Annotated in this window: 22 protein-coding genes and 2 pseudogenes; 9 read left to right on the top strand and 15 right to left on the bottom strand. The window is 61.8% G+C overall.

The window, feature by feature from the left end; genetic code table 11:
* Positions 1 to 72 precede the first annotated feature (72 nt).
* The 7 genes and pseudogenes from BG455_RS16480 to BG455_RS16515 form a co-directional block, all read right to left on the bottom strand.
* Positions 73 to 1,432: pseudogene (locus tag BG455_RS16480) on the bottom strand (IS3 family transposase).
* Positions 1,433 to 1,481: 49 nt separating this feature from the next.
* Positions 1,482 to 2,267, bottom strand: a pseudogene (locus BG455_RS16490) (IS5 family transposase); the annotation flags it as partial.
* A 229-nt stretch (positions 2,268 to 2,496) separates the two neighbouring features.
* Positions 2,497 to 4,590, bottom strand: coding sequence for a catalase (locus BG455_RS16495; protein ID WP_071471122.1), 2,094 nt, complete (start codon positions 4,588 to 4,590; stop codon positions 2,497 to 2,499).
* A gap of 82 nt (positions 4,591 to 4,672) precedes the next feature.
* A complete protein-coding gene (locus tag BG455_RS16500; RefSeq protein WP_071471123.1) occupies positions 4,673 to 5,695 on the bottom strand; it encodes a DUF3618 domain-containing protein in 1,023 nt (340 codons plus the stop codon).
* Positions 5,685 to 6,086 (bottom strand): phage holin family protein, encoded by a 402-nt coding sequence (locus tag BG455_RS16505; protein ID WP_084386545.1) that lies wholly within the window; start codon positions 6,084 to 6,086, stop codon positions 5,685 to 5,687. Before BG455_RS16505 ends, BG455_RS16500 begins: the two co-directional genes overlap by 11 nt.
* A complete protein-coding gene (locus BG455_RS16510) occupies positions 6,083 to 6,604 on the bottom strand; it encodes a hypothetical protein (protein ID WP_071471124.1) in 522 nt (173 codons plus the stop codon). Before BG455_RS16510 ends, BG455_RS16505 begins: the two co-directional genes overlap by 4 nt.
* A gap of 135 nt (positions 6,605 to 6,739) precedes the next feature.
* Complete coding sequence (locus BG455_RS16515; protein ID WP_143079949.1) at positions 6,740 to 7,057, bottom strand: hypothetical protein; 318 nt, start codon at positions 7,055 to 7,057, stop codon at positions 6,740 to 6,742.
* Between the two features lie 157 nt (positions 7,058 to 7,214).
* Here BG455_RS16515 and BG455_RS16520 point away from each other — a divergent pair, with 157 nt between their 5' ends.
* The 5 genes from BG455_RS16520 (at position 7,215) to BG455_RS16545 (ending at position 13,602) form a co-directional block, all read left to right on the top strand.
* The gene (locus tag BG455_RS16520; protein WP_071471126.1) at positions 7,215 to 8,696 is read left to right on the top strand and encodes a cytochrome c; all 1,482 of its coding nucleotides are present in this window, start codon (positions 7,215 to 7,217) and stop codon (positions 8,694 to 8,696) included.
* Between the two features lie 4 nt (positions 8,697 to 8,700).
* Complete coding sequence (locus BG455_RS16525) at positions 8,701 to 10,299, top strand: flavin monoamine oxidase family protein (protein ID WP_071471127.1); 1,599 nt, start codon at positions 8,701 to 8,703, stop codon at positions 10,297 to 10,299.
* Between the two features lies 1 nt (position 10,300).
* Positions 10,301 to 10,738, top strand: a complete 438-nt coding sequence (locus BG455_RS16530; RefSeq protein WP_170124797.1) for a c-type cytochrome — start codon at positions 10,301 to 10,303, stop codon at positions 10,736 to 10,738.
* A 730-nt stretch (positions 10,739 to 11,468) separates the two neighbouring features.
* Positions 11,469 to 12,806 carry a flavin monoamine oxidase family protein gene (locus BG455_RS16535; protein WP_071471129.1) on the top strand — a complete coding sequence of 446 codons (1,338 nt, stop codon included), beginning with the start codon at positions 11,469 to 11,471 and terminating at the stop codon, positions 12,804 to 12,806.
* A gap of 394 nt (positions 12,807 to 13,200) precedes the next feature.
* Positions 13,201 to 13,602, top strand: a complete 402-nt coding sequence (locus BG455_RS16545) for a class I SAM-dependent methyltransferase (RefSeq protein WP_425438778.1) — start codon at positions 13,201 to 13,203, stop codon at positions 13,600 to 13,602.
* A 10-nt stretch (positions 13,603 to 13,612) separates the two neighbouring features.
* Here BG455_RS16545 and BG455_RS16550 read toward each other — a convergent pair whose 3' ends face one another.
* On the bottom strand, positions 13,613 to 14,755 hold the full coding sequence (locus BG455_RS16550) for an alpha-D-ribose 1-methylphosphonate 5-triphosphate diphosphatase (RefSeq protein ID WP_071471132.1): 1,143 nt from the start codon (positions 14,753 to 14,755) through the stop codon (positions 13,613 to 13,615).
* 80 nt (positions 14,756 to 14,835) lie between these two features.
* Between BG455_RS16550 and BG455_RS16555 the strand changes: the two genes are divergently transcribed.
* Positions 14,836 to 15,513, top strand: coding sequence for a DUF1045 domain-containing protein (locus BG455_RS16555; protein ID WP_071471155.1), 678 nt, complete (start codon positions 14,836 to 14,838; stop codon positions 15,511 to 15,513).
* Here the strand turns inward: BG455_RS16555 and phnN are convergent.
* From phnN to phnG, 7 genes are all read right to left on the bottom strand, one after another.
* The gene (gene phnN, locus BG455_RS16560; protein WP_071471133.1) at positions 15,488 to 16,030 is read right to left on the bottom strand and encodes a phosphonate metabolism protein/1,5-bisphosphokinase (PRPP-forming) PhnN; all 543 of its coding nucleotides are present in this window, start codon (positions 16,028 to 16,030) and stop codon (positions 15,488 to 15,490) included. The genes BG455_RS16555 and phnN overlap by 26 nt on opposite strands.
* Positions 16,027 to 16,713: a phosphonate C-P lyase system protein PhnL gene (phnL, locus tag BG455_RS16565; protein WP_071471156.1), complete on the bottom strand. Its 687-nt coding sequence runs from the start codon at positions 16,711 to 16,713 to the stop codon at positions 16,027 to 16,029. Before phnL ends, phnN begins: the two co-directional genes overlap by 4 nt.
* Before the next feature lie 57 nt (positions 16,714 to 16,770).
* A complete protein-coding gene (phnK, locus tag BG455_RS16570; RefSeq protein WP_071471134.1) occupies positions 16,771 to 17,541 on the bottom strand; it encodes a phosphonate C-P lyase system protein PhnK in 771 nt (256 codons plus the stop codon).
* Positions 17,538 to 18,386: an alpha-D-ribose 1-methylphosphonate 5-phosphate C-P-lyase PhnJ gene (locus tag BG455_RS16575; protein WP_071471135.1), complete on the bottom strand. Its 849-nt coding sequence runs from the start codon at positions 18,384 to 18,386 to the stop codon at positions 17,538 to 17,540. The genes phnK and BG455_RS16575 overlap by 4 nt, the downstream gene beginning before the upstream one ends.
* Positions 18,387 to 18,462: 76 nt before the next feature.
* On the bottom strand, positions 18,463 to 19,539 hold the full coding sequence (locus tag BG455_RS16580) for a carbon-phosphorus lyase complex subunit (protein ID WP_071471136.1): 1,077 nt from the start codon (positions 19,537 to 19,539) through the stop codon (positions 18,463 to 18,465).
* Positions 19,539 to 20,105: a phosphonate C-P lyase system protein PhnH gene (gene phnH, locus BG455_RS16585; protein WP_071471137.1), complete on the bottom strand. Its 567-nt coding sequence runs from the start codon at positions 20,103 to 20,105 to the stop codon at positions 19,539 to 19,541. Before phnH ends, BG455_RS16580 begins: the two co-directional genes overlap by 1 nt.
* Positions 20,102 to 20,542 carry a phosphonate C-P lyase system protein PhnG gene (gene phnG / locus BG455_RS16590; protein ID WP_071471138.1) on the bottom strand — a complete coding sequence of 147 codons (441 nt, stop codon included), beginning with the start codon at positions 20,540 to 20,542 and terminating at the stop codon, positions 20,102 to 20,104. Before phnG ends, phnH begins: the two co-directional genes overlap by 4 nt.
* 87 nt (positions 20,543 to 20,629) lie before the next feature.
* Here phnG and phnF point away from each other — a divergent pair, with 87 nt between their 5' ends.
* Genes phnF through BG455_RS16605 form a run of 3 tightly spaced genes read left to right on the top strand, consistent with a single transcriptional unit; the run spans position 20,630 to position 23,151 of the window.
* Positions 20,630 to 21,364, top strand: coding sequence for a phosphonate metabolism transcriptional regulator PhnF (gene phnF, locus BG455_RS16595; RefSeq protein ID WP_071471139.1), 735 nt, complete (start codon positions 20,630 to 20,632; stop codon positions 21,362 to 21,364).
* 49 nt (positions 21,365 to 21,413) lie between these two features.
* On the top strand, positions 21,414 to 22,595 hold the full coding sequence (locus BG455_RS16600) for an alpha-D-ribose 1-methylphosphonate 5-triphosphate diphosphatase (protein WP_071471140.1): 1,182 nt from the start codon (positions 21,414 to 21,416) through the stop codon (positions 22,593 to 22,595).
* Positions 22,596 to 22,602: 7 nt separating this feature from the next.
* The gene (locus BG455_RS16605; protein ID WP_071471157.1) at positions 22,603 to 23,151 is read left to right on the top strand and encodes an NUDIX domain-containing protein; all 549 of its coding nucleotides are present in this window, start codon (positions 22,603 to 22,605) and stop codon (positions 23,149 to 23,151) included.
* Positions 23,152 to 23,153 lie beyond the last annotated feature (2 nt).

Consider the following 23,153-nt stretch of genomic DNA (forward strand, 5'->3'; position numbering starts at 1 on the left):
GAAGATAACGCTTGCCAAATAGGGGGCATCCACACACGCCCCGGGTTTACCGGAGGGTGATTTGTTCATATTTCAGGCGACCATATCGAGTGTGTTCAGGTTTGCATAGAATGCCTCCTCTGCTTCTGCGGGTGTGATGTATCCGATGGGTCCAAATAGCCGGCGGTTGTTATACCAATCGACCCACTTCAGCGTTTCCCATTCGACTTCGCGCATCGATTTCCACGGTCCGATCTGGTTGATGACCTCGGTTTTGAACATATGAAGGGGACCGTGGCCCCAGTGGGGCCGCGTAAGCCCCGGAATGGATGACGGATTCAGCGAGAGCATTGTCATAGGAATCGCCTACTGTTCCAACTGACGGATCAATGCCAACTTCGACAAGGCGCTCGGTATATTTGATCGACAGATATTGCGATCCGCGATCTGAGTGGTGGATCAAAGCCTTGTTATCAGGCGTTTTTCTTTGCCATATTGCTTGATCCAAAGCGTCGAGAACGAACTGCGTCGCCATTGATGTCGAGACCCGCCAGCCGACGATGCGGCGCGCGAAAACGTCGATGACAAAAGCCACATAGACCGTTCCCGACCACGTCGGAACATAAGTGAAGTCGGAGACCCAGAGTTGATTGGGTCGATCTGCTTTGAATAAGCGGTTTACCTTGTCATCTGGGCATGGCTGAGAGGCGTCTGGGTTCGTGGTGACAACTTTTTTACCACGAACTACCCCCTTTATCCCCAGGCTGCGCATCAATCGCTCGACCGTGCATCGTGCAACCTCCTCACCGTCTCGTCGCAAGACATGCCAGATCTTCCGTGCCCCATAGAGCTTGCGGTTGTCCTCCCAGGCAGCATTGATCTTGATGCAAAGCTCCGCATCAGACTTTGCACGCACTGACGCCCGATCAGGATCACGCGCGATGGCGCGCCGCTCATAATAGGTGGATGGGGCGATTTGCAGCATTCTGCACATCGGCCTTCGCCATTGGGCTTGAACCAATGGCGCCTTCAATGGCTCAGCCCCGAACTCACCCCTGTGATCTTCAATGAAAGCAGTCACTTGCGAAACGGGCGGTCGAGCATCTCAGGCATCGCTCTAAGCGATGCCGCGCTGCCTTCGATCCTGGGCAAAATAAGCGGACGCCTTCTTCAGGATTTCGTTGGCCTGACGCAGTTCACGGTTCTCGCGTTCAAGCTCTTTGATACGAGCCTTCTCGGCACTGGTCGGTCCCGGCCGCTCGCCACCATCACGTTGGGCTTGACGCACCCAATCGCGAAGACTGTCTGGCGAACAGCCCAATTTGCTGGCGATCGCAGCATGCGCTGCTGCGTCGCTTCGATATTCGTCACGATGCTCCGCGACAAGCCGCACCGCACGTTCGCGGAACTCGGGTGAATACGGCTTCGTGGTCTTCTTTCGATTCTGTTCCATGATGGGCAATTCTCCGAGAGTTTTGCCCTCCGGTAAACTCGGGGCGGTTCATACGGCTGCGGGCGTGACATCCGGTCCAGCGCTTCCAGAACGCCCTGCCATAGTACTGGGTGGCACGCAGGGTTTCGTTTCGGGCGATGGCGGCTGTGCAGTTCGCTTTCCACGGGCGCCCGTTCTTACGGATCGGTATTATTGGAGTGGCCTGCCGGTCGAGGATGGCAGTGTGGCAACGGAGCGTGTCATAGGCGCCGTCGGCGGTCACGGTGCCGATTTCCTCACTCTCAGGGATCTGCTCCAGCAGTTCCGGTAGAATGGGGCTGTCACCGTCGCTGCCGGGTGTGAACTCGACAGCCCGAATGTCCGAAGTTGCCGTGTCCATGGCCACATGCACCTTGCGCCACTGGCGTCGGCCCTGAACGCCATGCTTGCGGGCCTGCAATTCTCCATCGCCCAAGAACTTGATGCCAGTGCTGTCAACCAGCAGGTTCAGCGGACCATCGGCGCGCCGGTAGGGGATCTGGACCGACAGCGTTTTCTGCTGCCGACACAGTGTCGTATAGTCCGGCACAGCTCAATCCAGCTTGGCTAACTTCATCAGGCTGGCCACCATCCCAGTCGTTCGCCGCAACGGCAGCTTGAAGAGAACCTTGATGGTCAGGCAGAACTGGATTGCGGCGTCGGAGAACACAGCAGGCCTACCCGGGCTGCCGTCAGGCGGCGCGAGCCAGGTCATGTCCTTGTCCAACAAGATCAGCAGTGACCCGCGCTTGCGCAGCGATGCCGTGTAGTTGGACCAGTTCGTGGTGCGGTAGCGGGCGGGTGATGGCTTGCTCATGGCGCCCGTCTAACCGCTTGGATTCGCGATGTGTATCCTCAAACGTCAGAGTTCTGCAACAACGCCGAACAACGCGTATCCTGACCCTCGGGAAGCGTTAAAGACAGACCAGAGGATGATAAAGGGCTGCGCTCGATGGACCATCTGTTTGGATGGTGTGCGGCATCGCTCTCCATGCAAGGCCTGCGCGGGCGCAATCCGTCAGATTGATCCCGCGCAGGGCTATGTTTCAGACAGCCAGCATGGCTTCGCGGTCCCAGAAGCGCAGCGATCTGCAGGCGGTGACGAATGCCTCGGCGGATGCGGCATCGCTCAGCGCATGCATGCCATCGTCCTGCGCCCCGTCCAGCCCGCTGGCCGCGATCAGGTCAAGTGCAGTCTCGCTCCACCCGATATGTTTGCAATGCGCATGGGCATCTTGCACGAAATCAATCGCCGCTGGGGACAAGGCAAGATTCTGCGTGCCCGGGATCAGGGCCACGGCGTCGAACAGGACCGAGGGCGCGCCGCCAAGCTGGTCCGTCACCGGGTGCAGATGGTCGTTGTTGCACATCGTCCCGCCAATCTTTGGCGCAATCACCCGCACTACCCCGCCTTCGTCTTCCACAGCGCATGTCAGCGCCATCAGCAGCCCGCCATCAAACCCGTCGCTGATCAGCACACCCAGAATGCGGCCCTTGAAACTGTCGGGCGGGCGCGACTGGATGCTGAGCGCCCGCGACGGTTTCAGATCCATCTGCGTGGGCTGCGCCGCCGGGGGCGGCTTCGGCATATCAGTAAGGCCGAGCTTTTCGGCGGCACCTTCGGCAAGCTCCGTGTCAATATGCATCAGATGCGCAACCATGCGTTCGCGGATCGCGGCTTCCTTGCATTTGGACAATTCGAACACCAGCGCCGCAAGAATATGTCCCTGCTCGGACGCGGTCTGGCTGATATAGAATTGCCGTGCCTGACTGTAATGGTCGGCAAAGCTTTCAGGGCGCAGCCGCAGCTTGTCGCCGGTCACCGGCTGTTTGTAGCTGACATAGCCTTCCAGCGGATGCGCGCGCGGCCCCTCCCCCCAGCCGTTGGGTTCATAGTTCACGCGGCCCTTGCGGGCGTCGGTCTGCATATGCCCGTCCTGCTGGTAGGTGCTGACCGGGCAGCCCTTGGGGGCATTGACCGGCAGTTTGGTGAAATTCGGGCCGCCCAGCCGTTTCAACTGCGTGTCGAGATAGGAGAAATTGCGCCCCTGCAACAGCGGGTCATCCGTGAAGTCGATGCCGGGGATCACATTGGCGGTACAGAATGCGACCTGTTCCGTCTCGGCGAAAAAATTGTCCACCGCACGGTTCAGCGTCAGGGTGCCGACCAGTTCCACCGCGCAGTCCTCTTCGGGGATGATCTTGGTCGGGTCCAGCACGTCAAAGGCGAAGCTGTCGGCAAAGTTCTGATCGAACATCTGCACGCCCAGATCCCATTGCGGGGAATCGCCCCGGTCAATGGCATCCCACAAATCGCGGCGGTGGCGGTCAGGGTCGGCGCCGTTGCTTTTGACCGCCTCATCCCAGACCACAGATTGCAGACCCATGCGGGGTTTCCAGTGGAACTTGACGAAAGTAGAGACCCCTTCGGTGTTCACAAAGCGGAACGTGTGGACCCCGAACCCTTCCATCGTGGTGAAAGAACGCGGAATGGTGCGGTCGGACATCTGCCACATGACCATATGCATCGCTTCCGGGGTCAGCGAGATGAAATCCCAGAAATTATCATGCGCCGACTGGGCTTGCGGGAACCCCCGATCCGGTGCGGGTTTGAGCGCATGGACAAGATCCGGGAACTTGATCGCGTCCTGAATGAAGAACACCGGAATGTTGTTTCCGACGATATCCCAGTTTCCCTCGCTGGTATAGAATTTGACGGAAAACCCGCGCACATCGCGCGCCAGATCGGGCGAGCCTTTGCTGCCCGCCACAGTCGAGAAGCGCACGAAAACTTCGGTTTCCAGCCCCTCACGCGCGAAGGGCGCAGCGCGGGTCACATCGCCCAGCGCGCGGGTGCAGGTGAAGGTGCCATGCGCGCCATAGCCGCGCGCATGGACCACCCGCTCGGGGATTCGTTCATGGTCAAAATGAAATATCTTTTCGCGCAGTACAAAATCTTCCATCAATGTCGGGCCGGGGGCCCCTGCGCGCAGCGAGTTCTGATTGTCTGCAACAACCACGCCTTGCGCGGTGGTCAGACGATCGCCGCCTTCGGTGGCGTGCTGATGCACCTCTCCGCCCGAACCTGTCTTGGAGATCAGCGGTTCGAAATGCGGGGTCTGCTTGGTTGGGTCAGCCATGGGGGCATCCTTTTGCGATATGCGTGCCAAGGGCAGCGAAAGATGGGGGCAGGGATGGGCGCGTGGCCCACCCCTGCAAATGTCAGGTTTTGTGACTGTCGTGTTGCGACGCGGCGGCGTTGTCTTTCGCGCTGTCATAGACCCGCTTGCTCGCCTCTGATGCGCGGTCCACAACCACGTCAGCAACCGACTTGTCATCAGGCATCACGGCATGGGCTTCGGATTTCAAGTCAGATCCGATGTCTGAGAATTCGTCCCTTACATCGCGCGCAACGCCCTTTACGACGGCAATCGCGCGGTCGCGCTCTTCACGATAAACGTCTTGTGCGTCCCTGAAAAGCTGGTCGCTATGCGCGCCCAGTGTGTCATCTTCCAGACGAGTATGGGACAGCATGCCGCCAACTGCGGCCCCGAAGGCCATAGCCAGTGCGCCCGCCACCAACGGCTGGTCCCTGAACATGTCCTTGGCAGCCGCTGTACCTCTGTTCATGGCGGCTTCTGACGCCGCGCGCGCGTCATGGGCCGCACGCCTTGCAGAAATGACGCGGGCTTTTGCTGTGTCGGACAGGTCTTCGAGACCATGCGACACACGGTCCGCGAGGTCAGACGCCTTGTCGCCGATGCCTTCGGCAGTGTCCGACACAGCGTGTCTGGCGCGCTCCATCATGCCTGTTGCGCCGTCGGGGTTTGCATTGCTGTGCGTTGTGCCTTGATCCTGACGGCTGCGCCGTACCTGCCCGTCGTCAAACCAGGAATCCTCGTCATCGGGTGCAAATTGGTCGGGCGTTCCCCCGCGCTGAGCAAAGTTGCGCGGTCTGCTGGCGCGCGCGGCACCGTGGCTGCCAGACACGTTCCGGTTGGCCCCTAGCACAAGCCAGGCAAGACCTGCGCCGACAACAACCATCGCAGCAGGGTTGCGCCCCACGGTCCGGCTGATGGTGCGGCCAAAATCGTCGCTAAGGTCGCGGACCATATGCCCAAGATCGTCGGTGATGGCGTCCAGCGAAAACTTCTGCTGAAGGTCGTTGATCGTGTCGCTCATCTGTGCGCGTTCATTTTCGATATCGCGCTCGATATCATCGGCAGTTCGGGTGTCATGTGTCATTGAATCTATCCTTGATGGCTGAAGCGTCGCGCGAGACATTCTGCGCGGAACGGGTCGGCACGAAGCCGATCTTTTGAAAGGCGGATTTGGCGAAGCTGAAAACCGCGAAGGCGATCACCAGCAGGGCCAGACCAACGGCCAGTGATGCCCAATGCGGCGCAAGGCCTGCCTCGGTGGCGAACACGACCAAGGCCGCAGCAAGCACGTTGAGGCCGACAATTCCCAAGACAAAAGCTATTGCCATCGCCGCAAGCGAGGCTTTCAGCTTGTCCATGCTCTCCGAGATTTCGGCGCGGGCGAGGTCTGCTTCGTTGCGCATCAGACGGCTGATATGCCCAAGAATGTCGGACATCAGCTCGCGCGTGGTTCTGGGGGGGTCCGCCATGCTCATGGCATCGGACTCATGGTCTGGGTGTTCGGGTTCCCCTCACCGACAAACGCGTTGACCTGCGCCTTTTTGGTCGCAGACTCCTGCCGTTGCCTGTTGTGGCTGCCGTCGCCAGAGGCTTTCGCATAGCGACTGGCCGCAAAACCCAAAAGCGCCGCACCGCCAAGAAACAGCACCGGGTTCCTGCGCCCTGTCCGACTGATCATCGCCAGAATTTCGCCAAGATCCTTGTCACGGATCGAGTCGGACGCATCGGCAATCGTGTCGGCGATCTGTCCAAGGGTTCGCTCCTGTGCGGAGCCTGTGCGCAATTCCTCCGACGCCCGCCGCAGCGCCGAGGACACCTGCTTGACCTCATCTGCGACATCGGATTTCGTGTGATCCGCCATAGAGCGGGCCTCTTTGACGACCTCTCCATATTTGTCGGCCGCGGCAGATCGCAGGTCTGACGCGATGCTTCCGATCGAGGGGTCGGGCTTGTTTGGTGAATGCGACATGTCTGCCATTTGGTCATTGGTCATCTGGTTTGCCTTTCTTGTGAATGCGTACGCCGATAGCGACGCAAGAAGCAGATCTTGACGCGCCGATGACTGGCCGGTTGACGCGCTCTGAACTCTGCTATGACAACCCCGCGCGTCAGTCCGGCGTTCCACGTTTCAAAAGGAACCGGCGGAGTTTCGACAATCGGTCTCGAATCTCTCCAGCAGGTCAATCCGGAACCGGAAAAAATTGCGCGTGACGATCAGAGGATGCGCCCCTCGCATCTGATCCATCAGCCGCCGGGCGGCAGCTGCGCCGGCGACGTGACTGCCCGTCTTCCCCAGCACGTTGAGAAGCAGGATATTGCCGCATTGCAAAACAGAGCGCGGCGCAACGCAGGTCTGCATCTGCGATGGGGCGTGCCGAGCGTACCTGCGGGCAAACGCGGCAGGTTTGGGTCGCGCGGTTGCGTTGTCATCGGTGTCACGGGTCATATGCGCGCTTCAGAACACCGGCGTGCGGTCAGGGGGCCAGAGCACGCCGCACCACCCATCTGGCGGCGCGCGGCAGATGGCAGGGAACGCTCTGGACCAGATTACGTTTCCCTAAGGTGATCAAACACGCAACGACACCTGCCAGAAGAAGAAACACATGCGAGTGACGCGCAAGAATGGACCCGACACAACCCGAACGGGGGCTGCCGCGCGTGCGGCCTCCGCGACATGTGAGAAAGTGCTTTGCCACTTCGGGGCAGGCTTTGCGGGGCTGATGCTTGCGGGGCCAGCTGTTGCGGAAACCACCCTGTCGCAGATAGAGCATGGCGCATATGTCGCGCGGGCGGCTGGGTGCATGTCATGCCATGGCGAGGATCTTGCAGGCGGCTATCAGGTCGAAACCCCGATGGGCACCATTGTCGCCAGCAATATCAGCCCCTCGCATGACTATGGCATCGGTGCCTATAGCCGCGACGATCTGGCCGATGTGCTGCGCCGTGGCGTCAGCCCCAATCGCAGGCTGTATCCGGCCATGCCTTATGCGTCCTATCGGGGCATGTCGGACACAGATATTGATGATCTCTATGTCTGGCTGCGCGACCAAGACCCCGTCGAACAAGCCCCCGATGAAGAAACCGACTTGCCTTTTCCCTTCAACATCCGTTTCGGGGTGATTGCATGGAACTGGCTGTATCTGGAGGACCGCGACCTGCCGGTGGCGGATGACCCGATCCTTAGCCGTGGCGCCTATCTGGTCAATCATCTGGGGCATTGCGGCGAATGCCACACCCCGCGCAATGATCTGTTCGCCATGCAGGATGACCAGTACCTTGCAGGCGAGGTGATCGACGGCTGGCTGGCCCCCAACCTGACCCCTGACCCCCTCAGCGGGATCGGGGCATGGTCCGCGCGTGACATCATCGAATATCTGCGCATCGGCACGGCTGGAGATATTGTGCAGGCGGCAGGGCCGATGGCGGATTTTGTCCAGCACGGGACCAGCCATCTGACCGAAGATGATCTGGCCGCGATTGCCGCCTATCTGCAAATCATCCCCGCGATAGACACGCGCGACCAAGACATTCCGGTTCTTGTGCCGATGGACCAGCGCGAGGCCCCCGAACACCGCTTTAACCAGATCCGCGAGGAGATGACCGCAGCTTTGGCGCGCGACGATCTGTCAGAGCCGGAACACCTGTTTCTGGACCATTGCGCTTCCTGCCACGGCGTCACCGGGCAGGGCCAGTCGCAGGCTTATTATCCGCCGCTGGTCCAGAATGCCGCGCTGCGCCGCGAGGATGCAGGCAATCTGCTTCTTGTGCTGGCGCATGGCGTGCCTGCGGGCAAACTGTATCGCGCCCCCGCAATGCCGGGTTTTGCAGATGCATTAAGTCATGATGAGATTGCCATGCTGGCCAATTATACCCGCACCACTTTCGGCGGGCGGCAGGACAGCGATCTGACAGCGGCCGATGTCGCGCGCGCCATCTCACCGGATGAAGAGATGTCAGATACGCTGCGCAGCCTTCAGGTTGCGGCATGGGTCGGGCTGATCGGCGGGATCGGGCTGCTGGTGTTCGTGCCCATGCTTTGGTGGTGGCTGGCGCGGCGGCGCGGCCTGAAACGGCAGGAGGGCTGATGCCATGACATTCCCCACAACCCCAAGCCGCAGGCAGTTGCTTGCCATGATCGGACAGGTCGCCGGCGCGGCGGCCATGTATCAGGCCATGACCAGCATGGGCTTTGCGGCAGAGTCGGGCTATACTGGCACGCCTGATCTGCAAGGCCCGCGACAAGGGCGACGTATCCTGATCCTTGGCGCAGGTATTGCCGGTATGGCCGCCGCCTATGAGATGCGGCGCGCGGGCTATGAGGTGAAAATCCTTGAATACCAGAACCGCACCGGCGGGCGTTGTCTGACCATACGCGGGGGCGAGCGCTATACCGAAATGGGCGGGCACGAGATTACTTGCGACTTTCAGGGCGATGGCTATCTGAATGCAGGCCCATGGCGGCTGCCGGTGCATCACCGCGCCGTATTCGACTATTGCCGCAGACTGGGGGTGGTGTTGCACCCGTTCATCATCAAGAACAATCGCGCGTTTCTGCATTCCGCCAGCGCCTTCGATGGCCAGCCGCAGCGGATCGGCGATGTGGAAAAGGACATGCGCGGGCATGTGTCTGAACTGTTGGCCAAAGCGCTGAATCAGGGGGGGCTGGATGATGCTGTCACCGCCGAGGACCATGAAAAGCTGCTGGAGGGGCTGAAAAACTGGGGCGTGCTGAACGACCGCTATGCCTACCGCGCCAGCGACGATCTGGGCGGGGTACGCGGCTGGGACATACCGCCCGGTGGCGGGCTGATGCCGCAAAAGAAACCCTCACAACCGATTGACCTGTCGCCCTTGCTGCACTCAGGATTGTGGGATCAATTATCCAATTTCAACAGCTATAGCTTCGAGCCGCCGATGTTCGAACCACAGGGCGGCATGGACGCCATCACCGACGCCTTCGCGCGTGAAGTGTCCGATGTGATCCAGCTCAACGCCCGCGTCACGCGGATTGCGCAGAACGAGAATGGCGTGACTGTCACCTATGAAGACGGAGGACGAGGCAGAACAATGCGCGAGGAAACCGCCGATTGGTGCATCTGCACCATTCCCCTGTCGGTTCTGGCGCAGATCGAGGTCGATTGCTCGGACAAGATGCGCAAGGCGATTGCGGCGGTGCCCTATGCGTCGGCCTTCAAGGTCGGGCTGGAGTTCAGACGCCGGTTCTGGGAACAGGATGATGGCATTCTGGGCGGGGTCACATATACCGACCTGCCTTTGGTGCAGATCGCCTACCCCAATTACGGCTTTCTGTCCGACGGCCCGGCGGTATTGCAGGCGGCCTATGACACCGCGACAGGCGGGCGCAGTTTCACCTATTCGTGGTCTACCATGACCCCGCAGGAACGCATTGACGCAGCCCTTGCCCTTGGCCGCCAGATCCACCCGCAATATGATGCCGAATTCCTGTCGGGCACATCTTGGGTATGGCACCGTGTAGACTGGTCATTGGGCTGTTATGGCCAATGGACCGAAGACCTGCGCGATGAACATTATGAAACCCTGTGTGACATCGACAACCGGCTGGTGCTGGCGGGCGAGCATTGCTCGCATATCCCCGCATGGCTGGAAGGGTCGCTGCTTTCGGCGCTGGATGCCATCAAGCGGCTGGATCAACGGGAGAATGCGTAAGATGACCAGACAACCGCTCTGCGCACTCATCGCCCTGTCGCTGCTGGGCACCGGCGCGGCCGCGCAAGAGGCCGCAGCCCCTGCCGCACTGGATACGCTGCTGTCGCGCTTCTCGGATGACCCCGACCGCTTCACCCATACAGATGGCGCGGCGCTGTATCGCACCACCTGTCAGGCCTGTCATATGGAAGACGGGCACGGGGCCGAAGGGGCCGGCGCGCACCCGCCGCTGGCAGACAACCCCAAGATGCGCTCGAAGCACTTCCTCGCGGGCGTCATCCTGACCGGCTATCACGCCATGCCGCGCTTTGGCCACCTGATGTCGGATGAACAGGTTGCAGCCGTCACGAATTACGTGCGAAGCAATTTCGGCCATGACTACCCCGATACGATTTCCGCCGCCGAAGTCGCCAGCTTGCGCCCGCCCGAAGACGAATAGGTATCGCTTGAGCCGCTTGAGAGCACCGCGCCTAGGCCCATTTCTTACGCTGTTGAAGGATAGCACAAAAATGGAAAATAGCCTCGACTTTTGAGTAACCCCGAAAATTGGGACAGGTCAGCCTCTATGCAGGAGTGCAGAGGTCCCGGGTCAGCCTTGGGACGCGCGGGCTTGACACGGTCAACCGCCCTACTGGAACACGCATCCACGAAAACCGGCATCAAGGCCGTTAAGTTATCTTTGTGCACACCTTTAGTATTGCGCAGCTCTTGGGTGCAATCCTAAGCTTTCTCAAGCGTCACAAACAAGCAAACAACATCCAGCCGATCGGCATCTCGATTTCTTATGCAGACAGACATCGGGATTTATGGCCCTAGACTGAACAGCCTTGTTCCTTGAAATAACGAAACTCCCATGGGCGCTGACATAAAGCAATTGGGGTGAATGGCGACTATCCGTCCCATGTTCAGGTGTATCCTGCCCGGACGTACCCTGCCCATCGGCGACAGTCCTTCAATGCGAGGCACCGCAGTGGAGCGTTGTCGAAGCGGTCGCATTTTTTCATGCCAGATTGTGTTTGCGCCAACTTCTTCTAATCTGACCATCAAGATAGTGCTGGCAGGGCTTTGATATTGGGCAGACATGAACAAAAAACGCAACCGAACCCCCTCAAAGGGGCTTTGGTACCATTGGACGGCGATGTCGCGTCGATCTGCGCGGTGCGCCGACCATGAGCGCGACACCCGGCAGACGGCATGTTCTTGCAGGCCTGTGCGCGATGGTCGCGCTTGGAAGTGGCGGCAGACGCATTGGCGCACAGCCACAGCAGCGCATTGTGGTCATCGGTGCGGGGCTGGCAGGGCTGTCAGCGGCGCGCGTGCTGCATGACGTCACCGTGCTGGAGGCCCGCGCGCGGATCGGTGGGCGCATCCATACGTCGCGCCTGTGGCCGGACCTGCCGATGGATCTGGGGGCAAGCTGGATTCATGGTCAGCGCGGCAATCCGCTGACGGCTCTGGCACACGAAGCCGGGGTGCAGGTCGTGCCGACACGCTACGACGCAGCGATCTTGCTCGGGCCGGACGGAACCGAAATCGACCCCGACCTGCGCTTGGCCGAGCAAATCCTCGCGCGTGCGCTGGCAGCGACCGAACGGCAGGCACGCGATGTGTCAGTCCTGCAGGCGCTAGAGGCTTCGGCCGATTGGCAGAGTGCCGGTGCAGATATGCGGCGGCTGGTCACCTATCTGATCAACAGCAGGCTGGAACAGGAATACGGCAGCCCGGCCCGCCTTCTCTCGGCCTGGCATGGGCAGGATGCCAAGGTTTTCGACGGGTCGGATGTCCTGTTTCCGGGTGGGTTCGACCAGATCACCACCCATCTGGCACGGGGGCTGGATATCCGCCTGTCTGCCGAAGTGATCGGGCTCGCGCCGGGGGAAGTGCGGCTGGCCGATGGCAACAGGATCACAGCGGATCGGGTGATCTGCACCCTGCCGCTGGGGGTGTTGCAATCGGGCCGGGTGCAGTTTGGCGAACCTCTTGCGCGGGGTCGGCAGGCGGCCATTTCTGGGCTGCGCATGGGGCTGTTGAACAAATGCTGGCTGCGGTTTGACCGCGTGTATTGGCCCGATGATGTGGACTGGATTGGCTGGCTGGGGCCGCGCGCGGGCCATTGGGGGGAATGGGTTTCGCTGGCGCGCACGCTTGACGCGCCGATTCTGCTGGGATTCAATGCAGCCGATCCCGCGACCGAGATTGAGGAACTTAACGACCGCGATACCATTGCCGCCGCGCATGAGGCCCTGCGCGCAATGTTCGGCACGCGCTTTCCTGCCCCGATTGCCGCGCAGATCACCCGCTGGGGACAGGATCGCCACGCGCTTGGCAGCTACAGCTTCAACGCTGTCGGCACAGACCCTGCAACCCGCCGCGCGCTGGCTGGCGCAGATTGGGACGGGCAGGTCTGGTTCGCGGGTGAAGTGGCATCAGCCGACTACTTCGGCACTGCGCATGGTGCGTTGCTGTCCGGGCGCGAGGTGGCACGCAGGATGATGGGGCACAAGTAACGTGCCCGGCCCCAAGCACCCGGTTGGAAAAGCAATTCTGCCGCAGTGCCCCGTCGCCTGCACGGCCATCCGCGCAGCAGCAGTCATATCGGCTGGTCCATCCCAACTTCACTGATGCAGCCCTTGCGGAAATTTACCGCACCGATATCGGCACCTTGGGGGTACCTGCCGGTTGCGGTCGCAAGAAAAGCGGATAGGGCAGCCGCAGTGATCATTTCTGCGCTTTGAGCGCCCAAAGGGGCCTGCATGTAGCCGTACGGCCCCCCATGTTCTGGTATAGGGGCTTGGTGCTTCTCTATCATCTCGCGGAGTGATCCTTGACCAGCCAGACCCGTGCCGCCCGGTTGGACCGCACTTATCGCCACCTGCGGCGCATCTATGATGAAACGCGGGTCTGTGTCCTGCTTGGGCGCGACCAATCGATCGCGCAGCTTGCCCCCCACAGGGCGGCCGCGTGCTGGAAATCGCTTGTGGCACAGGGCGCAATCTGGATCACATCGCGCGGCACGACCCCGGATGGGTGCTTTATGCGCTGGATATCTCCAGAGAGATACTGCGCAGTGCGCGCGCGAAACCGGGCATGTGCGCCGCGCTTGCGCATGGCGATGCCTGCGATTTCGATACCGATGCGCTGTTTGGCGTGGCGCAATCCGACGGGATCATATTGTCCTGCAGCCTGTCCCTGATCCCTGACTGGCACCGCGCACTGGCCGCCCGCCACGATTTGACGCTTGAGTTCTCCCACCTGCATACCAGCCACGCACTGCATGCTTTCCTTGGGCACTGCGTGGCCTGAAGCGCCGCGTTCAGGCCACCCGCGCGCCCCTGACCCAGACATTGCGCAGCATTGGAACCGAACCCCGCACCGCCACACGGATCACATCAGCACGCAGCCCTTCGCGCAGCGCGCCCCGGTCTGTCAAACCCGCCGCATTTGCTGGGGCCGCTGTGACCGCCCGGAACCCGCGTGCCATGTCACCACAGGACTGGCCCAACCGGATGGCGGCCTGCAACAGCGCCGCCGGGACATAATCTGATGACAGGATATCCAGCCTGCCCGCGGCAGCCAGCGCCGAGGCCGCAACATTGCCCGAATGCGACCCGCCCCGGATCAGGTTCGGCGCGCCCATCATCACTGCGATGGCCTGCGCATGGCAGGCCTCTGCAGCTTCCAGCGTGGTCGGAAACTCTGCCAGACGCACCCCATGCGCCGCCGAGGCCGCCACCTGCCCCACTGTTGTGTCATCATGGCTGGCCAGCACTGCCCGATAGCGCCGCGCAGCCCCCACCGCAGCGGCTTCATGCGGGGCGCGAACCTTCGCACCAAGCGCCTGTTGCCGCGCGACATGGGTGTCAAATTCGCTATCCGTCATGCCATATTTGCCACGCAGATAGACGCGCAACTGCCCCAGATCGGCGAATTGGCGCTGCCCGGGCGTGTGGTCCATAAGGCTGACAATGCCGATCCGGTCCGAGGGGCCGAATTCATCAAACTCCTCGATCAGCGTCTCGGAACAGATTTCCGCGCGCAGATGCAGGTAATGGCTAATTTTCAGCGCGCCCAGGTCGCGCAATTCAAGGATTTCCGAGGCCAGCGCCCGCGCATAGCGCCCCCGCCCGCGCATATCATCGCGGACAAGCGATCCGATGCGCAATGCGTCGAACACTGTGGTGATTCCGGTGCCTGCGAGTTCGCGGTCATGCGCAATCACCGCGCTGGCATGGGGCCAGTCGACACCGGGGCGGGGCGAGAGGTGGCGCTCCAGATTATCGGTATGCAGTTCAATCAGCCCAGGCGCGATCAGATCGCCGTCGCAATCCTCAGACCCCTTGGGCAGATGCGCGCCATCTTCGATGGCAGCGATCACCCCGTCACGGATCACGACAGCGCCGCGCCTGATCTCATCTGGCAGCACCAACATGGCATTGGCAAGAACACGCTCGGTCATATACGGCTCCTTGATCTTTGCGTCATCGCCCTGTCACAGTCCTGTGCGAGGCAAGCTGAAGCGCTTTGGGGGGACAGATATTGGATAATTTCCAGAGATTTGCGATTTACTATGCGCCCGCTCCGGACAGCACGCTTGCGCGCGCAGGTTCGCAATGGCTGGGCTGGGACGCGGATGCAGCGCGCCCCTGCCCCCATCCAGAGCTGGGCCTCGATCTGGCGCAGATAACGGCTGCCCCGCGAAAATACGGGTTGCATGGTACTCTCAAGCCGCCCATGCGGCTTGCCTGCGCGCAGGCCACATTCTTCGACGCGGTCGAAATCTTGGCGCAGGGGATGGCGCGTGTCGATATGGGCAGGCTTGTCCTGCGTCCGCTTGACGGCTTTCTCGCCATCGTGCCTGACGTCCAGTCCGAGGCCCTGAACGATGCCGCAGCCCAGATCGTCACAGCCCTCGACCCGTTCCGCGCGCCCCTGTCGCAGGCCGAACTGCACCGTCGCCGCGCAATAGGGCTGAGCCCGCGTCAGGACGCGTTGTTGCTGCGCTGGGGCTATCCTTATGTCATGGAAGAGTTCCGCTTTCACATCACACTGACAGACCGGCTGGCACCGAAGATCATGACCGACGCGCTGCGCACCGCCTATGCGTGGTTTGACCCTGCACTGGCAGCGCCGCAGTCCCTCGATGCGCTGTGCATCTTTGGCGAGGATGCGCAAGGGCGTTTCCATCTGCTCAGGCGCGTGCCGTTGCGCGGGTGATCACCGCCAGCATCTGCGCCAGCGCCGCATCCGGGGTGGTGTCATTGCGGATCATGATGGCACCTGCAGGTGCGGCCAGTTCCGCGCGTTTCAGGCGTGCGCCAATCTCCTTGTCAGTCTCGCGCCCGCGTGCCTGCAACCGCTGTGCCAGCACCTCTGGCGCTGCCGTCACCATCAGCACCAGAAGGCCGGGATAGGCCTTCTGAATATCCGGCAGCGCCTTGCGCGAGCCGTTGAACACCACAACATGGCCCTGCGCCAGATCAGCGTCAATGCTGGCAGGGATGGCATAGCGCGCCCCATGTGCCTGCCAGTGAAACGCGTAATGGCCCGCGGCGCGCTGCGCCTCAAACTCGGCTTCGGAATGGGCAAGATGCGCTTCCCCGCCTGCATCGGCCGCGCGGGTGATAATGCGTTGCACCACCTTGATATCGGGGCGCGCACGGGCAAGCGCGTCAAGCAGCGTGTCCTTGCCCACACCAGACGGGCCAACCACAGCTATAAGCAGCCCGCTCACGCGGCCGCCCCCGCAGGGGTAAAGGCCGTGACATCCACCTCGCGGTCACAAATGGCGGCGCGCGCATCCGCGTCATGGAATATCCCCAGAATCGCTGCGCCCCGCGCCTTGGCCTCGCGGATCAGATCCAGCACCACCGCGCGATTGGCCGCATCAAGGCTTGCTGTCGGCTCGTCCAGCAACATCACCGGCCAGTCCAGAATGAAGCCCCGCGCAATATTGACGCGCTGCTGCTCGCCGCCTGAAAAAGTCGTGGGCGAGAGCGACCACAGGCGCTGCGGAATATTCACCCGCGCCAGCATTTCCGACGCGCGCGCGCGCGCAGCCGCGTCAGACAGGCCCTGCGCCAAAAGCGGCTCGGCCACCACCTGCAAGGTCGGCACGCGTGGGATTACGCGCAAAAACTGGCTGACATAGCCCAGCTTCGTGCGGCGCAAGTCAATCACCTCGCGCGGCTCGGCACCGCAAAGCTCGACCCCGGCAACTTGGATCGAGCCGTCGTCACAGCGGTAATTGCCCCAGATCATCCGCATGAGGGTCGATTTGCCTGCCCCCGACGCGCCCACCAGCGCCACACATTCACCGGCTTGCACAGACAGCGCCGCCCCTTCCATAACGGGCAGCACAACCCCGGCCTGATTATGTAACACGAAGCGTTTGCCCACGCCCGAAATCTCGATCATCGCTTTGCTCATTTTCTTGCTCCAAATACTCATGCCCGGGCGGCCACCCGCGCAGCCTCAGACCTGAAGCACCGAACTGACCAATAGCTGCGTATAGGGGTGTTGCGGATCATCGAGCACCTGATCGGTCAGGCCCTCTTCCACAACATGTCCGTCCTTCATCACCATCAGCCGGTCGGCCAGCAGCCGCACCACGGCCAGATCATGGGTGACAATCACCGCCGACAGGCCCAGCCGCCGCACCAGACCGCGCAACAGATCCAGCAGGCGCGCCTGCACGCTGACATCAAGCCCGCCAGTCGGCTCGTCCATGAAAATCAGACGCGGCCCAGTCACCAGATTGCGCGCGATCTGCAGCCGTTGCTGCATGCCCCCCGAGAAAGCGCGCGGGCGCTCGTCCATGCGGCCTGCATCAATCTCGACACGGCCCAGCCAGTCTTCCGCCTGCGCGCGGATATCGCCATAATGGCGCGCGCCGACGGCCATCAGCCGCTCGCCCACATTCCCACCCGCGCTGACCGCCATGCGCAAGCCGTCGCGCGGATTTTGATGTACAAAAGCCCAGTCTGTGCGCGCCAGCCAGCGGCGCTCGCTCTCGCGCATGGTGACCGTGTCGCGCGGGCCGCGCTCGCGCGTGTCAAAGATGACCTTGCCTGTATCGGGTGCCAGATGGCCTGCAAGGCAATTCAGCAGGGTAGATTTGCCGGATCCGCTCTCGCCCACGATCCCCATCACTTCACCCGGCCAGAGCGTGAAATTCACGTCCCGGCAGCCCGGATGCGTCCCGTAGGATTTACTCAAACCCTCTACGCGCAGAAGTGGGGTCATGCGGCATCTCCCTGCTGGCTCGCGGCGCGGCTGCTACAGTATTCCGTGTCCGAGCACACAAACATCCGCCCCCCCGCGTCATCAGTGATCACTTCATCAAGATAGCTGTCCGCTGCCCCGCAGATCGCGCAAGCCTGCCCGGCGGCCTTGCTCGGCGTGAAAGGGTAGTCGTCGAAATCGAGGCTCTCGACGCGCGTAAAGGGTGGCAGCGCATAGATGCGGCATTCGCGCCCTGCCCCGAAAAGCTGCAAGGCGGGCGACATGTGCAATTTAGGATTGTCGAATTTCGGGATCGGCGAAGGGTCCATGACATAGCGCCCCTCAACCCGTACCGGATAGGCATAGGCGCGCGCGATCTCGCCATGGCGTGCGATATCTTCATAAAGCCGTACCTGCATCAGACCGTAATCTTCCAGCGCATGCATGGTGCGCGTCTCGGTCTCGCGGGGTTCCAGAAAGCGCAAGGGTTCGGGAATGGGCACCTGAAAAACCAGAATCTGCCCCGCCGCCAGAGGGGTCTCGGGGATGCGGTGGCGGGTCTGGATCACGCTGGCGCGCGCTGTCGCCTCGGTCGTGGCGATGCCTGCGACGCGGGCAAAGAACTTGCGGATGGAGACGGCATTGGTGGTGTCATCCGCGCCTTGGTCGATGACCTTCAGTGTATCTTCCGGCACAAGACACGCAGCAGTCACCTGCACCCCGCCCGTGCCCCAACCATAGGGCATGGGCATTTCGCGGCTGGAAAAGGGCACCTGATAGCCGGGAATGGCCACGGCCTTCAGGATGGCGCGGCGCAGCATCCGCTTGGTGGCTTCATCCAGATAGGCGAAATTATACTGTGTCATGTCATCCTCCTGCGCGCCCTTGCGGAGCGGGTGGGTGGGTGGGCGACGCAAGGGCGCGCTTGAGTGACATCAACCTTCATTGCGCCGCCTCTGGCATCGCTCTGCGCCGCAATTTGCGGATCAGCTCCAGTTCGGCCTGAAAATCGACGTAATGGGGCAGCTTTATATGCTCCAGAAACCCGCTCGACTGGATATTGTCGCAATGCGACAGCACGAATTCCTCGTCCTGAGCAGGCGCGCTGCCTGTATCCTCGCCCAGTTCCCGCGTCCTGAGCGCACGATCGACCAGCGCCATCGAGATCGCCTTGCGTTCGGACTGGCCAAAGACCAGCCCATAGCCGCGGGTAAATTGCGCCGGTTCGGACTTGGACCCCTGAAACTGGTTTACCGTTTCGCATTCCGTCAAAAGGATTTCCGCAAAATCGATCTCGAAGCCCAGTTCGGGCAGATACGCGCTGACCCGCACATGCCCGATCCGCAATTCGCCTATGAAAGCATGATTGCGCCCGTAGCCGCGCTGTGTGGAATAGGCCAGCGACAGCAAAAACCCCTCATCGCCGCGCGCAAGTGCTTGCAACCGCAAGGGCCTGCTGGCGGGAAATTCCAGCGGTGCGCGTGTCAGGTCCGGCACCTCTGCGCCGCCCTCGCGCTCGGGCTGGATCAAACCTTCTTCCCCCAAATGCGACAGGATATGTGGTACAGCACCAAGGCTAGAGGGGGCTTCGGGTGCAGGTGCAGGCGTGGCGCTTTCAGCCAGACCGAAATCCAGCAGCCGGTGCGTGTAATCAAAGGTCGGCCCCAGCACCTGCCCGCCCGGTGCGTCCTTGTAGGTGGCGGAAATCCGGCGGATGATCTGCGCCGCGCCTGTGTCAAGCGGCGCGCTGGCCCCGAAACGCGGCAGGGTGGTGCGAAACGCGCGGATGAGGAACACAGCCTCGACCACATCGCCGCGCGCCTGTTTCAGTGCCAGCGCGGCAAGGTCGGGGTCATACAGCGACCCTTCTGCCATCACACGGTCCACTGCCAGCGCAAGCTGTTCGCGGATCTGGTCCACCGCCAGATCCGGCACAGTCGCGTCCCCGCGCCGCGCCTCGGCCAGCCAGCCATGCGCATTCTCAATCGCGCGTTCCCCGCCCTTGACGGCAACATACATCAGCAGACCTCCAGTCTTGTGGAACGGGGCAGCGCGGCAAGCGAGGGACCACAGGTCAGCAAAAGGTCGCAGCCCAGCGGGAAACGGGCCGCATTGGCCTGCAACGCCACAGCGTCCGGCAGGTTAAGCCATGCATCCTTCTCTATGCCCGGCCCTGTCAGCCGCACGCCGTCATTGCGCAATTCGGGACACTCGACAATCAAGGTGGCCGAGCGGTCAGGATAGTCTGGCACCCCTTGCGGGTAACGCGACAGCGGAGCAAGCGCTTCCCATGCCCCCAGCGCGAACACGGCTTCTTGCGCGCCACATAGCGGTGCCCCCAGATGAAAGGCGACCCAGTCGCGCAAGGCGGCGCAATCATGCGCGCCTGCCAGATGCAGCGGCGTGGTGCTGTCTGCCAGTACCATCAGCGCAATCGCTGCCGCGTCAGAGCACGGCGCCGGGGCCAAGGCGCCTGTCAACGTTACAATCCGCCCCGGATGGGCCATCGCGTCCAGCACCTGCCGGAAGGCGCGCGCAGCGTCGCGGGCGGGATCGGCAAATCCGGTTGTCAGCGGCGCGTTCATCCTTCCCCCCGCGCCAAAGTGAAGAAATCGACCTTGGTGGCTGCCGCACGTCTTGCGCGGGCCTCCTGCGCCGCGCGCTCTGCGGCCTGCAAGGGGCCAAGGACGCGCGCTTGCAACTCTGGCCCCGCCGAAGTCTGTAGCAGCGCATCCAGAAGCGCCGCGCGTTCCGCCTTGCGCAGCCCGCGCCCCTGCACCATCGCATGTCCGACCGTGCCGCAAGACAGGCGCAGCGCGGCGCGGGTGACCGTCACTTCGCCCAGATTAAACGCTGCACCCACAGCCCCCGCACGGCCCTGCACCATCATCGTGCCGATCTCAGGTGCGCGCAGCCACATGAACGCGGGCGGTTCATCAGGCCAATGGGTGTCGAGCCGCGCCAAAGGCGCACGCGCAAGCAGCCCCATCCAGTCACGGCGGGTCAAGGAGGCGGAAGTCATGTCGGATCTCGCAATTTTAATATACAACTAGACAAATACGCGGTTTATACGTTTCATACAAATAGATTTTTGTGAAAGTTTCACGACATGACCAAGCCCGCCCCCCTTTGGCAGAACATCCGCGACACCTTGTACAGCGAGATTGCGCAGGGCGCATGGCGCGCGGGGGCACGCCTGCCAACCGAGGCCGCACTTGCCCAGAGATTTGACGTCAACCGCCACACAGTCCGGCGCGCGCTGCAATCGCTGGCCGATGAAGGATTGGTGCAGGCCCGGCGCGGCGCAGGCGTTTTTGTTCTGCCCGCCCCGCTGCGCTATCCTATCGGGGCGCGCACGCGCTTTCGCCAGAACCTGCTCTCTGCGGGGCGCAGCCCGTCGCGGCGATTGCTGCATCTGGCGCGGCAGGCAGCGTCCGCCCCAGAGGCGCAGGCACTGGGGATTGCACGCGGTGCGCCCGTGCATATCATGGAGGCGATCAGCATGGCCGATGATTTGCCCATCTCGCTGGCACGGTCGTGTTTCTGCGCAACACGGTTTCCCGATCTTGATACAGCCCTGCGCGCCACAGGGTCGGTCACAGCGGCACTGGCGCAAATGGGCATTTCAGACTATCTGCGCAAATCGACACGGCTGACCGCGCAAACCGCTGATCCTGTTCAGGCACGGCATTTGCAAATATCGTCTGGGGATATGCTCATCCTGTCAGAAGCGATCAATGTCGATATTTCAGGGCTGCCGATCGAATTCGGGCGCAGCTATTTTGTCGGGTCTCGTGTAGAGCTGGTGCTTGAAAGCGACGGGCCTGCACCATTTGTCACATGACTGCCACATAGCTGCGATACTCGCGCCCCAAACGCGAAGGAACGATATCATGCCGACTCAGACTCTGCGCCTTAACGGAGCATTATGCCTATTGAACGGCTGCCTGGAGGATTGTGATCTTTTCATTTCCGATGGGCATTTTGCGCCCACAAGCGCGAGTGCGGCTGAAATCGACCTGTCGGAATATTGGCTGTTACCCGGAATTGTCGATCTGCATGGCGACGGGTTCGAGCGCCACATCCGCCCGCGCCCCAGCGCACCGTTCGACAAGCGTGCAGCGCTGCAATCGGCCGATGTGGAACTGGCCAGCCAAGGCGTAACAACAGCATGGTTTGCCCAAAGCTGGTCTTGGGAAGGCGGATCGCGCGCCCCGGACGAAGCGGTGGCACTGCTCGAAGCACGCCGCCAGATCGCCCATCGCCTGATGACCGACATCCGCATCCAGTTGAGGTTTGAAACGCATATGCCGGGCGACCAAGCCGCCCTCATGGCAGTCGTGCGCGATTATCACCTTGATTATATCGTGTTCAACAACCACCTGCCCGAAGCGCTGGAGATGGCCAATACCAAGCCCGCGCGCTTCGCGTCATGGGCCGCAATGAACGGGCATGTACCCGATGACCTGCTGGCCATTGTGCGCGCGGCCCATGCCGCCGATGCACAGATACCCGCTTTTCTGACTGCACTTGCGGCCGATCTGCGCAGCGCGGGCGTGATGATGGGCTCGCATGACGACCCAGATCCCGAAACCCGCGCCTTCTTTCGCGGCATAGGGGCGCATATCTGCGAATTCCCCACTTCGGTAGCGGCGGCCCATGCCGCCCGCACCGCAGGCGAACCCGTGCTGATGGGGGCGCCAAACATTGTGCGCGGCGGGTCGCAATCGGGCAATATCGCAGCGATGGAGCTGGTCGAAGAGGGTCTGTGCGATGCGCTGATCTCGGATTACTATATCCCCGCGCTGGCGCAGGCCGCTTGGGTGATTGCCGATGCGCGCGCGCTGTCCTTTGCCCATGCGTGGGAAATGATCTCGACCCGCCCAGCGCAGATCATGGGGCTATCGGATCGCGGCAGCCTGACCGAAGGCCGGCGCGCCGATCTTGTCGTCCTGAACCCCAATACCCGCCGTGTTGAGGCGACAGTCGTGCGCGGCCAGATCGCATTTGCCAGCGGGCGGGCCGCGCAGCGCCTGTTGCAGGCCCATAGCCCCTTTGCGCTGGCCGCACAGTGAGCCTGACATGACCTATGCCGATATGATCGATGCAGAATTGGGCCAGATCCGCCCTGTCGATCTGCTGGAATTCGACCATCTGACCCGCGCGCGCGACTGGGTGCGCTCGGGGGCGGTTCTGTGCCGCATAGCGCCGCCTGCGACCCCGCCCATGCATCTGGTCAGCTATTTTCCTGTGATAGATCAGGAATATGTGCTTCTGGGTGATCATATCAGCTCGGGCCTGTGGCTGCCGCCGGGCGGGCATGTCGAGACGGGTGAAGACCCGCGCGACACCGTGATCCGCGAATGTGCCGAGGAATTGCGCATGTCGGCGCGCTTTGTGCATCCGGGGCCTGTATTTTTGACCATCGCAAAAACAATCGGGGCCAATCCGCATGAAGATGTCTCACTGTGGTATACGCTTCAGGGCCAGGCGGGGCTTGTGCCCGATTATGACCGGCGCGAATATCGCCGTATGCGCTGGTTTCATTTCGACGATGTGCCGCTGGATGACACCGACCCCAACCTTGAACGGTTCCTTGGCAAACTGTCCGAGCGCTTCGTGGCGGCGTGATC

The sequence above is a fragment of the Roseinatronobacter thiooxidans genome (assembly GCF_001870675.1).
Lineage (GTDB): Bacteria > Pseudomonadota > Alphaproteobacteria > Rhodobacterales > Rhodobacteraceae > Roseinatronobacter > Roseinatronobacter thiooxidans.

What these genes read in the sequence shown, in the direction of transcription:
- BG455_RS16605 (WP_071471157.1), top strand. Translation starts at nt 22,603, where the DNA reads ATGACCTATGCCGATATGATCGATGCAGAATTGGGCCAGATCCGCCCT.
- phnF (WP_071471139.1), top strand. Translation starts at nt 20,630, where the DNA reads ATGACCAAGCCCGCCCCCCTTTGGCAGAACATCCGCGACACCTTGTAC.
- BG455_RS16500 (WP_071471123.1), bottom strand. Translation starts at nt 5,695, where the DNA reads ATGACACATGACACCCGAACTGCCGATGATATCGAGCGCGATATCGAA.
- BG455_RS16510 (WP_071471124.1), bottom strand. Translation starts at nt 6,604, where the DNA reads ATGACCAATGACCAAATGGCAGACATGTCGCATTCACCAAACAAGCCC.
- BG455_RS16580 (WP_071471136.1), bottom strand. Translation starts at nt 19,539, where the DNA reads ATGTATGTTGCCGTCAAGGGCGGGGAACGCGCGATTGAGAATGCGCAT.
- phnK (WP_071471134.1), bottom strand. Translation starts at nt 17,541, where the DNA reads ATGACCCCACTTCTGCGCGTAGAGGGTTTGAGTAAATCCTACGGGACG.
- BG455_RS16495 (WP_071471122.1), bottom strand. Translation starts at nt 4,590, where the DNA reads ATGGCTGACCCAACCAAGCAGACCCCGCATTTCGAACCGCTGATCTCC.
- BG455_RS16575 (WP_071471135.1), bottom strand. Translation starts at nt 18,386, where the DNA reads ATGACACAGTATAATTTCGCCTATCTGGATGAAGCCACCAAGCGGATG.
- BG455_RS16520 (WP_071471126.1), top strand. Translation starts at nt 7,215, where the DNA reads ATGCGAGTGACGCGCAAGAATGGACCCGACACAACCCGAACGGGGGCT.
- BG455_RS16515 (WP_143079949.1), bottom strand. Translation starts at nt 7,057, where the DNA reads ATGACCCGTGACACCGATGACAACGCAACCGCGCGACCCAAACCTGCC.
- BG455_RS16525 (WP_071471127.1), top strand. Translation starts at nt 8,701, where the DNA reads ATGACATTCCCCACAACCCCAAGCCGCAGGCAGTTGCTTGCCATGATC.
- phnH (WP_071471137.1), bottom strand. Translation starts at nt 20,105, where the DNA reads ATGAACGCGCCGCTGACAACCGGATTTGCCGATCCCGCCCGCGACGCT.
- BG455_RS16600 (WP_071471140.1), top strand. Translation starts at nt 21,414, where the DNA reads ATGCCGACTCAGACTCTGCGCCTTAACGGAGCATTATGCCTATTGAAC.
- BG455_RS16535 (WP_071471129.1), top strand. Translation starts at nt 11,469, where the DNA reads ATGAGCGCGACACCCGGCAGACGGCATGTTCTTGCAGGCCTGTGCGCG.
- BG455_RS16550 (WP_071471132.1), bottom strand. Translation starts at nt 14,755, where the DNA reads ATGACCGAGCGTGTTCTTGCCAATGCCATGTTGGTGCTGCCAGATGAG.
- BG455_RS16505 (WP_084386545.1), bottom strand. Translation starts at nt 6,086, where the DNA reads ATGAGCATGGCGGACCCCCCCAGAACCACGCGCGAGCTGATGTCCGAC.
- phnL (WP_071471156.1), bottom strand. Translation starts at nt 16,713, where the DNA reads ATGATCGAGATTTCGGGCGTGGGCAAACGCTTCGTGTTACATAATCAG.
- BG455_RS16530 (WP_170124797.1), top strand. Translation starts at nt 10,301, where the DNA reads ATGACCAGACAACCGCTCTGCGCACTCATCGCCCTGTCGCTGCTGGGC.
- phnG (WP_071471138.1), bottom strand. Translation starts at nt 20,542, where the DNA reads ATGACTTCCGCCTCCTTGACCCGCCGTGACTGGATGGGGCTGCTTGCG.